Annotated in this window: 14 protein-coding genes; 13 read left to right on the top strand and 1 reads right to left on the bottom strand. The window is 64.2% G+C overall.

The features are described from left to right. The first annotated feature begins 7 nt into the window (after positions 1-7). From bchL to hemA, 10 genes are read left to right on the top strand one after another with little or no spacing between them, the layout of a single operon-like run. Positions 8-904, top strand: a complete 897-nt coding sequence (gene bchL, locus NJ75_RS16885; protein ID WP_039336591.1) for a ferredoxin:protochlorophyllide reductase (ATP-dependent) iron-sulfur ATP-binding protein — start codon at positions 8-10, stop codon at positions 902-904. Beyond that, positions 904-1,608 carry a magnesium protoporphyrin IX methyltransferase gene (gene bchM / locus NJ75_RS16880; protein WP_039336680.1) on the top strand — a complete coding sequence of 235 codons (705 nt, stop codon included), beginning with the start codon at positions 904-906 and terminating at the stop codon, positions 1,606-1,608. The genes bchL and bchM overlap by 1 nt, the downstream gene beginning before the upstream one ends. After that, positions 1,608-3,032 (top strand): BCD family MFS transporter, encoded by a 1,425-nt coding sequence (locus tag NJ75_RS16875; RefSeq protein ID WP_082013435.1) that lies wholly within the window; start codon positions 1,608-1,610, stop codon positions 3,030-3,032. Before bchM ends, NJ75_RS16875 begins: the two co-directional genes overlap by 1 nt. 37 nt (positions 3,033-3,069) lie before the next feature. Further along, on the top strand, positions 3,070-3,834 hold the full coding sequence (gene puhA / locus NJ75_RS16870) for a photosynthetic reaction center subunit H (protein ID WP_039336589.1): 765 nt from the start codon (positions 3,070-3,072) through the stop codon (positions 3,832-3,834). Continuing rightward, the gene (puhB, locus tag NJ75_RS16865) at positions 3,831-4,454 is read left to right on the top strand and encodes a photosynthetic complex putative assembly protein PuhB (protein WP_039336587.1); all 624 of its coding nucleotides are present in this window, start codon (positions 3,831-3,833) and stop codon (positions 4,452-4,454) included. Before puhA ends, puhB begins: the two co-directional genes overlap by 4 nt. After that, positions 4,451-4,963, top strand: coding sequence for a photosynthetic complex assembly protein PuhC (puhC, locus tag NJ75_RS16860; protein ID WP_052242593.1), 513 nt, complete (start codon positions 4,451-4,453; stop codon positions 4,961-4,963). Before puhB ends, puhC begins: the two co-directional genes overlap by 4 nt. Continuing rightward, the gene (locus tag NJ75_RS16855; protein WP_039336585.1) at positions 4,960-5,250 is read left to right on the top strand and encodes a hypothetical protein; all 291 of its coding nucleotides are present in this window, start codon (positions 4,960-4,962) and stop codon (positions 5,248-5,250) included. The genes puhC and NJ75_RS16855 overlap by 4 nt, the downstream gene beginning before the upstream one ends. Next, the gene (gene acsF, locus NJ75_RS16850) at positions 5,247-6,335 is read left to right on the top strand and encodes a magnesium-protoporphyrin IX monomethyl ester (oxidative) cyclase (protein ID WP_039336583.1); all 1,089 of its coding nucleotides are present in this window, start codon (positions 5,247-5,249) and stop codon (positions 6,333-6,335) included. The genes NJ75_RS16855 and acsF overlap by 4 nt, the downstream gene beginning before the upstream one ends. After that, a complete protein-coding gene (gene puhE / locus NJ75_RS16845; RefSeq protein ID WP_039336581.1) occupies positions 6,329-7,108 on the top strand; it encodes a putative photosynthetic complex assembly protein PuhE in 780 nt (259 codons plus the stop codon). The genes acsF and puhE overlap by 7 nt, the downstream gene beginning before the upstream one ends. A 35-nt stretch (positions 7,109-7,143) precedes the next feature. Further along, positions 7,144-8,364, top strand: coding sequence for a 5-aminolevulinate synthase (gene hemA / locus NJ75_RS16840; RefSeq protein WP_039336579.1), 1,221 nt, complete (start codon positions 7,144-7,146; stop codon positions 8,362-8,364). 72 nt (positions 8,365-8,436) lie between these two features. Here the strand turns inward: hemA and NJ75_RS16835 are convergent, their stop codons facing one another. After that, a complete protein-coding gene (locus NJ75_RS16835) occupies positions 8,437-8,955 on the bottom strand; it encodes a c-type cytochrome (protein ID WP_039336577.1) in 519 nt (172 codons plus the stop codon). 177 nt (positions 8,956-9,132) lie between these two features. Between NJ75_RS16835 and NJ75_RS23835 the strand changes: the two genes are divergently transcribed. The 3 genes from NJ75_RS23835 to NJ75_RS16820 are packed head-to-tail and all read left to right on the top strand — an operon-like array spanning position 9,133 to position 12,088. Continuing rightward, positions 9,133-9,669, top strand: coding sequence for an STAS domain-containing protein (locus NJ75_RS23835; protein WP_211257956.1), 537 nt, complete (start codon positions 9,133-9,135; stop codon positions 9,667-9,669). Next, on the top strand, positions 9,666-10,031 hold the full coding sequence (locus NJ75_RS16825; RefSeq protein ID WP_039336573.1) for a response regulator: 366 nt from the start codon (positions 9,666-9,668) through the stop codon (positions 10,029-10,031). Before NJ75_RS23835 ends, NJ75_RS16825 begins: the two co-directional genes overlap by 4 nt. Then, positions 10,028-12,088, top strand: coding sequence for a chemotaxis protein CheA (locus NJ75_RS16820; RefSeq protein ID WP_039336572.1), 2,061 nt, complete (start codon positions 10,028-10,030; stop codon positions 12,086-12,088). The genes NJ75_RS16825 and NJ75_RS16820 overlap by 4 nt, the downstream gene beginning before the upstream one ends. Positions 12,089-12,092: the final 4 nt, after the last annotated feature.

The raw sequence follows: 12,092 nt of genomic DNA, 5'->3' as shown, positions 1-12,092 counted from the left end.
GTTTGCGATGAACCTGCTCGACCCAAGGGCGCGCTTCAGCCAGCCGGACGGCGAAGGATCGATGCAGGTCTCATTGGACCCGCGCGACGAGATCAAGGGCGCGAAGGTCTTTGCCGTCTATGGCAAGGGCGGGATTGGCAAGTCGACGACATCGTCGAACCTCTCGGCCGCTTTCTCCAAGCTTGGCCATCGCGTGCTGCAGATCGGTTGCGACCCCAAGCACGATTCCACCTTCACGCTGACCAAGAAGCTGATGCCGACGGTGATCGACGTGCTCGAAAGCGTCGAGTTCCATGCGGAGGAGCTCCGGCCCGAGGACTACATGTTCGAGGGTTACAACGGGGTGATGTGCGTGGAGGCCGGAGGACCGCCGGCAGGCACCGGTTGCGGCGGCTATGTCGTGGGGCAGACGGTGAAGCTGCTCAAGCAGCACCACCTGCTGGAAGATACCGACGTGGTGATCTTCGACGTGCTGGGCGACGTGGTGTGCGGGGGCTTTGCTGCACCGCTGCAGCATGCCGAACGCGCGCTGGTGGTGGCGGCGAACGATTTTGATTCAATCTTCGCGATGAACCGGATCGTCGCGGCCATCGGTGCGAAGGCAAAGAACTACAACGTGCGGCTTGCCGGCGTGATCGCCAACCGTTCTGCCGCGACGGACGAGATCGACCGCTTCAGCGAAGCGATCGGGATGAAGCGCCTGGCGCACTTCCGCGACGTCGACGCTATCCGCCGCAGCCGCCTGAAGAAGTGCACGCTGTTCGAGATGGAGCCTTCGCCGGAAGTGATTGCTGCGCAGCAGGAATACCTGCGGCTTGCACAAATGCTGTGGGATGGCGTCGACCCAGTTGTCGCCAACCCGATGAAGGACCGCGATATCTTCGACTTCCTGGGGTTCGAATGATGGCCACGCAATTTGCTCCCAACCGCTATGACAGCCAGCGCGAAAAGCTGGCCGCATACTTCGACGGCACGGCGCAGAAGGCGTGGATCGACCTGACCTCGACCGCGAAGGTCAGCGGCATTCGCGCAACCGTGCGGGCGGGGCGCGATGCGATGCGGGCGCAACTGCTCGGCTGGCTACCCGAGGATCTGCGGCGGCGCGACGTGCTGGATGCAGGTTGCGGAACTGGCAGCCTCAGCGTGGAAGCGGCCTGTCGCGGTGCCGTGGTGACGGCGATAGACGTGGCGCAGGGGCTGGTCGACATCGCGGCCGAGCGCGCGCCTTCCTATCTTGGCCATGGGCGCATCCAGTGGCGCGTGGGCGACATGCTCGATCCGGCCTTGGGCAGCTTCGACCATGTCGTGGCGATGGACTCGCTGATCCACTACACCTTGCCGGACATGGTCTGGGCGCTGTCGGCGCTGACCCGCCGTTGCACAGGCTCGATCCTGTTCACTTTCGCGCCCTACACCCCGCTGCTCGGCGCGATGCATACCGTGGGCAAGGTCTTTCCGCGCTCTGATCGTTCGCCCGCAATCGTGCCTATTGCCGAAAGCCAGCTGCGTGCAGCGCTCAGCCAGTTCGAAGGGTGGGAGGTCCGCCGCTCCGGCCGGATTTCGAGCGGGTTCTACAAGAGCCATGCGATGGAGCTGGTGAAGATCTGATGGCGCAGCGGCAGGCCCTTTCTGCGAAATGGAGCAAGGTGGCGCTCACCTGGCTGCCCTTCGCCGATGCGGCCAGCGCCGAGATCCCGCTGTCACGCCTGCTGCGTCTTTCACTGTTCCAGGTGAGCGTGGGCATGATGACCGTGCTGCTCAACGGTACGCTCAACCGCGTGATGATCGTGGAACTGGGCATTCCGGCATGGCTGGTCTCGCTGATGATCGCCATTCCGCTGCTCGCCGCGCCATTCCGCGCGCTGATCGGGCACAAATCGGACGTGCATCGTTCGGTTCTGGGCTGGCGACGGGTGCCATTCATCTGGTTCGGCACACTGATGCAGTTCGGCGGCCTTGCGATCATGCCGTTCGCGCTGCTGCTTATGGCGCGGCCCGAGCTTTTCGCAATTGGCACTGCGGCGAGCGCGCTGGCGTTCCTTCTGGCAGGCTTCGGCATGCACACGACGCAGACGGCTGGCCTTGCCCTGACCGGCGACCTTGTCGATGACGAGCGCCGCCCCCGTGCGGTCGCCCTGCTCTATCTGGCGCTGCTGGCGGGCATGATGATTGCTGCACTGGTGATCGGCGGACTGCTGGCGCACTTCACGCCCACCCGTCTGGTGCAGGTGATCCAGGGTTCGGCGATCCTGACCTTCTTCCTCAACGTCATTGCACTGTGGAAGCAGGAGGCACGCAGTGCGACAATCGCTTCGGCTCAGACGCCGCGCCCCGCCTTTACCGACGTTTGGCAGAGCTTCGTGGCCGAGCCGATCACGATGCGGCTGCTGGTCGCGGTCGGGCTTGGGGCCACGGCATTCTCGATGCAGGATGCGCTGCTCGAGCCTTATGGCGGCGAAATCCTTGGCCTTTCGGTGGGCGCGACCACGTTCCTGACCGGTGGCTGGGCCTTGGGCGCACTGGCCGGATTCACGCTTTCGGCCCGGTGGCTCTCGCGCGGGATGGACGCGCTGCGGATTTCCGGGTTCGGCGCGGTCGTGGGGATCGCAGCATTCATGCTGGTGATCTTCGCCGCACCGCTCGCCAGCCCCGTCGCCCTGCTTGCCGGTGCGACCGCGATCGGTGCGGGCGCCGGGCTGTTCCTTGTCGGCACGCTGACCACGGCGATGACCTTGGCAACCGACAAGACGTCGGGCCTTGCCCTGGGCGCCTGGGGCGCGGTGCAGACGACGTTTGCCGGGCTTGCCATCGCCATGGGCGGGGTGCTGCGCGATATGGTCTCAAGCCTTGCCGTCTCGGACGAGCTGGGCCTGACGCTGGCCAATCGCGCCACGGGATATGCCACGATCTACATCATCGAGATCTGCCTGCTGCTGGCCACGCTCGTCGTGCTGGGCCCGCTCGTGGGCCAGACCCCGGCGGCTATCCGGCGGGAGGGACGAAGCTTTGGACTGACGGAATTCCCCACATGAGCAGCAGGGGCACAGGGAACGCGAAGAGGACACGCACATGAACTACGGCAATATCGTCGGCACGATCGATGCCGCTCAGATCGCGATGATAACCTTCATCGGGTTCTTCATCGCTCTTGTCTTCTGGCTCCGGCGCGAAGACCGGCGCGAAGGCTATCCGCTGGAGGATGCGCTGACCGGGCGCCTGCTCAGCGAAGGCGGGCCGCTTTCGGCCGCCGCGCCCAAGACCTTCATCCTGCCATTCGGCAAGGGCACGAAATCCGTGCCCACCGGCGAGCGCGATCCGTTCGAAGTGAACGCCAAGCGTCGCGAGAACTTCGGTGGCGCACCGCTGAGCCCGGTGGGTGACGTGTTTGCCGCGGGCGTCGGCCCGGGCTCCTATGCCGACCGTGCCAAGTGGGCAGATATCGATGCCCACGGCAATCCGCGCCTCGTGCCGATGGGCCTGGTGCCGGAAATCAGCGTTGCCACGGCCAGCACCGATCCGCGCGGGCTTCCCGTCTATGGCGCAGATGGCCTCAAGGCTGGCGTCGTCACCGACATGTGGGTCGACCGGGCCGAGCACTTGGTGCGCTATCTGGCGGTCGATACCGGCGGCAAGACGGTCCTCGCTCCGATGCCGATGGCAGTGGTGAAGAAGAACGCTGTGATCATCGACGCTATCAACGCGGCCGACTTTGCCGGGGCCCCCTTCCCCGCCAATCCGGGCGAGATCACCCGGTATGAGGAAGAGCGCACGGTGGCCTACTTCGGCACCGGCTACCTCTATGCAAACGAAAACCGGCTGGAACCGCTGATATGAGCGAGTACGACCACGAGCCGATCCGCGGGCTGCCGGGCGATCTGCCCGCCGGCGAGAGTATCCTGTGGCAGGGCTCGCCCGATTGGCGAACCTTTGCCCGCAGCGCTCTGCACACCCGCTGGGTCAGCGGCTATTTCGCAGTGCTGGCCCTTTTCGGCCTCGCCAGCGGCAAGCTGTTTGGCGCGGGCGCGGCCGTGGTCGGCGGGGCAATCACGCAAGGCTTGCTGGCAGTGTTCGCGATCGCCGTGGCGAAGACGACGGTCTACACGATCACCAACCGCCGCGTGGTGCTGCGCATCGGCGTGGCGCTCAACAAGTGCGTGAACCTGCCGCTGGCGATGATCGGCTCGGCGGATCTACGGCCGCAGGGCGGCGGGCATGGTGACATTGCGCTGACACTGACCGGACGGCACCGGCTTGGCTTCGCCATGCTGTGGCCGCACGCGCGGCCGTGGCGGCTTGGCCAGCCCAGCCCGATGTTGCGCGCCCTCCCCGACGCGGCAGCCGTCGCCAAGGTTCTCGCCAAGGCCTGCTCGGCAGTGGTGCCGAACGAAGCAGCAGCGTTGCGGTCCAAAGCTGTGCCGGTGCGTGACCATGGCCTGCAGGGAGCGGCGGCATGAGCTCCCACCATGGCAGCTTGGTCCATGACCACGAGAACACCGTCCCCCGCCCGGCGCTGATCCTGGCAGGGGCGCTGGTGGCGACAACGCTGGCGCTGACCGCGCTGGTGCGCGTCGGGGTGCTCGAGCGGGAGGCGGTGCCGGCCGTGGCACGCGCGCGGGATAACGTGGCGGCGCTGGAGGTGCGGCATCTGGCATTCGAGGACCGGGCGGATGGAGCCGTCATGGTCAAGGATGCCGATACAGGGTCGACACTCGCCGCGATGATCGGCGAGAACGATGGCGGCGGGTTCGTGCGCGGCGTGATGCGCGGCATGGCTCGCGAAAGGAAGATGAAGGGGATCGGCCCAGCGGCACCCTTCGAACTGACGCAGTGGGAGAACGGATCGCTCTCGCTGCGCGACCCGGCGACGGGGCGTTCGATCGAGCTTGGCTCGTTCGGCGCGACCAACCGGGCCGCCTTTGCCAAATTCCTCAGTGGAGCCAAAGCAAAGGGCAATCAGGCATGATTCGCGCCCGCGCCTTCGAAGTGCCCTGTCGCATAGCGGTGGAGCAGAGCGAGGCGCATTTCCACGCGCATGTCGAGCTGGCGGGCAATCTGTCTGTCGAGCCCGGCGACAAGGTTCGCGTTCATGGCGAACCAATCCGCGTGGCCTTCGGCGAAAGTGCCGTGTTCGAGCGGACGGCTACCGTCGTCCGCGCAGGCCCCCTGCTGCGGGGGTGGATGCGGATTGTCGCCTACCTTGGCCTGACCGAACTGTACGAGGTCAGCTTCAATCCTGGGAGCCTGAGATGAACGCGATCACACTCGAACGTCCTGTGGCAGCGCCCGAACGTGCGCCCAAGCCCGATGTGCACAAGATGGTGCAGCATGAAACAGTGCTGAGCCCGCGCTTCTACACCACCGACTTTGCCGCGCTCGATTCCATCGACGTCTCGCTGGTGCGCCAGGAATGGGACGAGCTGATGGCCGAGATGGTGAGCGATCCCAACAAGAAGCACTTCAAGCGCCAGGAAAGCTTTGCCGGGGTGATCGAGGGGCTGGAACCGGAGCTGCGGGCCGAGTTCATCGACTTTCTGGTCAGCTCGCTGACCTCGGAGTTTTCGGGCTGCATCCTCTATGCCGAAATGGCGCGGCGGACGAAGAACCCCGACATGAAGCTGCTGTTCAAGCTGCTGGCACGCGATGAAAGCCGCCATGCCGGGTTCATCAATGAATCGCTGAAGGATGCCGGGATCGGCATTGACCTCGGCTTTCTGACGAAGGCCAAGAAATACCATTATTTCAAGCCGAAATTCATCTTCTATTCGGTCTACCTGTCCGAGAAGATCGGCTATGCGCGCTACATCGCAATCTATCGCCAGCTGGCCGCGCACCCCGAACTGCGCTTCCATCCGATCTTCAACTGGTTCGAGAGCTGGTGCAACGACGAGTTCCGTCATGGCGAGGCCTTTGCCCTGCTGCTGCGCGCCGACCCGAAGCTGCTGACGGGCATGAACAAGCTGTGGGTGCGGTTCTTCCTGCTCGCGGTCTATTCGACGATGTACGTGCGTGATCATGCGCGGCCGGTGTTCCACAAGGCGCTGGGCCTCGATCCCGAGACCTATGACTACCGCGTGTTCGAGATCTGCACCGCAATCAGCCGTCAGGTGTTCCCGGTCGAACTCGACACAGATGATCCTCGCTTCCGCCGGGCGATGAAGCGGCTGCTGGTGGCGAGCAGGAAGATCGAAGAGGGCAAGAAGCGCGGCGGGCTTTCGGGCGCGCTGATGCGGGCTTCGGGTGCTTTGGGGGCCGGCGCGAACTTCGCGCGGATGTACCTGTTGCGCCCTCGCCGCAACGAACTGCCTACCACGGTGCGGATGCAGCCCGCGTGGTAAGCTGGACCGGCCACGTCCTGCCGGTGATCGCCACGATCGTGGTCTGGTTCCTTGCGACCGGCCTGATCGCTTGGGCGGACAACCGCGAGCGCCGCACTTTCCCGCGCAGCCTGAAGCTGGCGGGAATCGCGGGCGTCGGCGGGCTGGCAGTGGTGGCCTGGTCGATGAACAAGCCGACGCTGATCGGGGTCTATGCCGCGTTTGCCGGAGCGATCCTCCTCTGGTCGTGGCACGAGATCAGCTTCCTGACGGGAGCGGTGACCGGTCCGAGGCGCGAGGCTTGCCCCGCCGAAGCGCGCGGGCTGGAGCGGTTCTTCCACGCCGTGAGTGCGGTGGCCTGGCACGAGATCGCGCTGGCGCTGAGCGCCATCGGGTTGATCTCATTGAGCTGGAACGCGGCAAACCAGATCGGCGCGATGACGTTCACGCTGCTGCTGGCGATGCGGCTTTCGACCAAGCTGATGATCTTCTTCGGCGTGCCGAACATGAGCACCGAGATCTTTCCGCCGCACCTCGCCTACCTCAAGACCTATTTCGGGCCGCGGCGCTTGGGAGCGGAACTTTTTCTCGCGATTGCAGGGACTTCCGCTCTTGCGGTGTGGCTCGGTTTGATCGCGATCAATGCGCCGGAGGGCAGTGCCAGTGCATCGGGCGCGAGCCTGCTCTTCGCGCTGGCCGCCCTTGGCGCACTCGAACACCTGTTTCTGGCCCTGCCGATCCGCGACGGGGCGCTGTGGGGTTGGGCCTTGCCCAGCCGCCGCCCTGCCAACTGACCGCAAAGAAGAATTCACGAAGAGGACCGACGACCATGGACTACGAGGGCTACTTCAAGGGGGAACTGGACGCGGTCCGGGGTGAAGGGCGCTATCGGATCTTTACGGAGATCGAGCGCAAGTGCGGCAATTTCCCGCACGCCACGCGCTATGTCGATGACCGGACCGAGCAGGTCACGGTGTGGTGCTCGAACGACTACCTTGGCATGGGGCAGCACCCCGCAGTTCTTGAAGCCATGCACAACACGCTCGACGAATGCGGCGCGGGCGCTGGCGGTACGCGGAACATCTCGGGCACGAACCACCATCACGTGCTGCTGGAACAGGAACTGGCCGACCTCCACGGGAAGGAAGCGGCGCTGCTCTTCACCTCGGGTTATGTCTCGAACTGGGCGGGTCTTGGCACGCTGGCGGCGAAGATCCCCGGCTGCGTGGTGTTCTCGGACGCGCTCAACCATGCCTCGATGATCGAAGGCATCCGCCATTCGCGCGCGACCTGCCGGGTGTGGCGCCATAACGATGTGGCGCATCTCGATGAGCTGCTTTCGGAATACGGGCCGGACGTGCCCAAGTTGGTCGCGTTTGAAAGCGTCTATTCGATGGACGGCGACATCGGTCCGATCGCCGAGATCCTCGACGTCTGCGAGAAGCACGGCGCGATGAGTTACATCGACGAAGTTCACGCGGTGGGGCTCTATGGCCCGCGCGGCGGTGGTGTCGCAGAGCGCGAAGGCCTGATGGACCGGATCACCGTGATCGAGGGGACGCTGGGCAAAGCGTTCGGCGTGATGGGCGGATATATCGCGGCGTCAGAGGCGCTGTGCGACTTCATCCGCACTTTCGCCAGCGGGTTCATCTTCACGACTGCGCTGCCCCCTGCCCTTGCCGCCGGTGCCGCTGCCAGCATCCGTCATCTCAAGACGAGCGAGATGGAGCGGGCCCGGCACAAGGAGCGTGTGGCGACCGTCCGCCGCCGCCTCGACGCGATCGGGATTCCGCACCTGCCCAACCCCAGCCACATCATTCCGGTGATGGTGGGCGACCCGCACAAGTGCAAGCGCATCAGCGACTGGCTGATGGACAACCACGGCATCTACGTCCAGCCGATCAACTACCCGACCGTGCCGCGCGGGACCGAGCGCCTTCGCATCACACCCTCGCCGGTGCACAGCGACGGTGACGTGGACAAGCTGATCCATGCGCTGAGCGACATCTGGTCGCAGTGCGAATTGGCGCGGCGTTCGGCTGCCGCCTGATACTGCTGCTACGTTAAAGGGGTGCGGACCATGATGGTCCGCACCCCTTCTTGCGACCCGAAGGGACCGAGGTCAATTCGGAGCCTTGAGATAGGCAATGACGTCGGCACGGTCCTGCGCCTTGGGTAGGCCGGCAAATGACATCTTGGTACCCGGCACGACGCGCGCGGGCTTTTCCAGATACTGGAACAGCTTTTCCGCAGACCAGGTGATGCCGCTGTTCTTGTTGGCGGCCGAATAGCTGTAGCCCGCCTCTGAACCCGCCTTGCGCCCTACGACACCGGCGAGCGACGGACCGATCATGTTCTTGCCCGCTTCGAGCGAGTGACAGGCCTGGCACTGAGCAAAAACGGTCTTGCCATGCGCGGCATCGCCGGTCAGCGAAGCGAGCGTCGCGCCATCGAGCGTGTCTGTCGAATCTGCTGTCGGCGCAGCCGCGCTGGTTGCTGCTGCAGGGGCTGCGGCAGTGGTTGTTTCAGCAGGCTTTGCCGCCGAGTCGGCTGCGGTCTTGTCAGAGCTGCCGCCACCGCCGCAAGATGCGAGGAGCAGGGTCGCAGTTGACAGCGCAAGGTATTGAAAAACTTGCCTCATATGCATCCACCCTTATTCCGTGTAGCAGCATGATTGGACCACACGGCGGCAAAGTAAAACACTCATCGTAGCGCTCCGCAACACGGTATTTCGGGCCGGATCAAAGTCTGTTCTCAAGTGTTGTCGTGAAAACTTTTTTGCCCGTCCGAACGCTCACAACCAGCTGTGCTGCAGGCTTTGGAACGCGACGGCAGCCATGTCATGGCGGGGGCCGACAAGCGACTGGACCGCATTTTAGAAGTGCCGTCGCGAACCGCTCATGACCACACGTGGTTAACGAAGTTTCTTCGGCAATGGCTACCTGAACGGAAGCTTCTGCCTAGTAACAACAACTATATCGCGGAAAACGTAAAAAGAGCAGATCGCAAGCCATCAGTCATGTCGTCGGCCGGAACGGGCGGAGGGAACATGACTATCCCGATTGGCACTATTGCAAACCTGAGCACCGCCCCGGACATCCGCGAGGCGATCCTCGACGAGCTGAAGATCCATTCCTCGATCGAGATCGATTGCTCGAGCGTGGTCGAAGCCGACCTCACCTTCCTTCAGATCCTCGCGGCGGCGCGCAAGTTTGCCCAGCGGGAAAGCAAGAGCATCTCGATCGTGCCCGCTGCCGATCCTGCCGTTGCCGGCCTGATCGAGCGCGCGGGCCTTGCCGGGCCGATCTCTGCGATCTGTGAAAATCTCTGTGCGACCGGAGCCACCGAGCAATGACCACCATACTCACCGTCGATGATTCCATGAGCGTCCGGATGGCAATCCGGATTGCGCTGTCGGGAGCCGGACATCAGGTCGCGGAGGCAGCCGATGGCAAGGAAGGGCTCGAACAGGCCAGGTCATCGAAGTTCGACATGATCATCACCGATCTCAACATGCCGAATATGAATGGTCTGGAGATGATCCGGGAAATCCGCAAGCTGCCGCTTCAGGCCGGTACGCCGATCATATTCCTCACGACGGAATCTGATGAGGGCATGAAGCAGCAAGCCAAGGCCGCAGGCGCGACCGGCTGGCTGGTCAAGCCGTTCGTTGCCGAAAATCTGCTGAAGGTAACCCGCAAGGTGCTGGGGCAATGACCGGGCAGGACCCGATCGAAGCCTTCCGGATCGAAGCCGGGGAGCTACTCGAAGCGACCGAGCAGGCCTTGCTCGATCTCAGCCACGACCTGACCAGCCGGGAGCTCATCGACACCGTCTTTCGCGGGATGCACACGCTCAAGGGCTCGGGCGCGATGTTCGGCTTCGATGCTCTGGCCGCATTTACCCATCACTGCGAAACAGCCTTCGACAAGGTCCGCAAGGGGCAGGCCCGCGCTTCGCCAGAGCTGGTTGCGCTGACGCTTTCTGCCATGGACCACATGCGCACCCTCATCGACCAGCCGAACAGCGATGGCGTGGACAGTGAAAGCGCCGATCTGCTTGCGAGGCTTCAGGCCCTGCTGGACGGAGCAGGCGCCCCTGCAGCCGTGGACTGCGGCGAAGATGCCGGTCACGACACGACAACGGCCACCACGATCACCGCCGGGCCAGGTCAGGGATGGCACCTGAACTTCCGCCTGCCCGCCAATGCACTTGCCACCGGAACAAACCCGCTCCTTCTGCTCGACGAGTTGCGGGAACTGGGCGCCACCGATGTGGTCGCGGATTTTGACGCTGTTCCTCCACTTGACGAGCTCGATCCCACGCAGTGCCTGATGGGCTGGTCGTTGAACCTGCCCGCCAGCGCGACGCGCGATGTCATCGAAGATGTCTTCCTGTTCGTGCTTGACGACATGGAACTGTCCATCACGCCGATCGCGGATGACGAAGCCGCTGCCTTGGCTGAAGGCGGTCCGCCAGACACTGCTGCTGTGGCAGTCTCGCCCGCGCCGTCGGAGCATGCGGCGCTGGCCATCGCGGAAGTCGCCAGCGCAGAACCTGCCAGCGCGAAAGCCGCGCGCGGCCCCAGCGAAAGTGTGCGCGTCCCGGCTGAACGCCTCGATCTCTTGATGGACCGGGTGGGCGAACTCGTGATCGTGCAGAGCCGCCTCGCCCAGCTTGCGGGCAATGGCATTTCCGGCCCTGCGGGCGAACTCGCGCTGCGCTCGATCTCGGAGGAAGTCGAACGACTTGCCAATGAACTGCGCGACACGATGATGGTCTTGCGCATGGTGCCGATTGCCGCGTTGTTCGGACGGTTCCGCCGCCTGGTCCACGACCTGGCCCGCGAGACCGGCAAGTCGATCGAGCTTGTGACCGATGGCGAAAGCACCGAGATCGACAAGACCGTCTCCGAAAGGCTCGCCGATCCGATTGTCCACCTGATCCGTAACGCTTGCGATCATGGACTTGAGACCGAGGAAGAGCGGCTTGCCGCGGGCAAGGCCGCGACCGGTCGCATCCGGCTTTCGGCCCAGCAGGCCGGGGGGGAAGTGCTCATCACAATCGAGGACGATGGCCGCGGCATCAGCCGCGAACGGGTCCGCGCCAAGGCCGAGGCCAATGGCCTGATCCAGCCAGGCCAGGTGCTGAGCGACAGCGAGCTGCTGCAGCTGATCTTCCAGCCCGGCTTTTCCACCGCCGCCCAGATCACCAATCTGTCAGGCCGTGGCGTCGGCATGGACGTGGTCAAGCGCACGATCGAAGGCCTGCGGGGACACATCGACATGACCAGCGAACCCGGCAAGGGCTCGGTCATAACCCTGCGCATTCCGCTGACTTTGGCGATCATCGACGGGCTGCTCGTGAGGGTCGGGGATAACAACTACGTGATCCCGCTGGCGGCGGTCGAAGAGTGCCTGGAGCTTAGCCTGGAGGAAGACATCCGTTCGCGCGGGAGGAGCATGATCCAGTTGCGCGAACGCCTGGTGCCCTTCCTGCGCCTGCGCGAGCTTTTCGCGACGGGCACCCGGCCCGACCCCTTCCAGAAGATCGTGGTGATCGCAACCGGAGGCGAGCGGGTCGGACTTGTCGTCGATCAGATCATCGGCAGCCACCAGACCGTGATCAAATCCATGTCGAGCCTGCACCGTTCGATCCCGAGTTTCTCTGGCGCGACCATCCTCGGTGATGGTGGGGTCGCGCTCATTCTCGATGTCGTCCAGCTCGTTGCGCTGGGCCAGAGCCATGAGGAGCGGCTCCGTGCCGCAGGGTGACGCC

Origin of the sequence: Novosphingobium subterraneum (genome assembly GCF_000807925.1) — a bacterium.
Classification (GTDB): domain Bacteria; phylum Pseudomonadota; class Alphaproteobacteria; order Sphingomonadales; family Sphingomonadaceae; genus Novosphingobium; species Novosphingobium subterraneum.
Note: the sequence above shows the minus strand (reverse complement) of the source record. Positions and strands in the feature narration are given on the sequence as shown.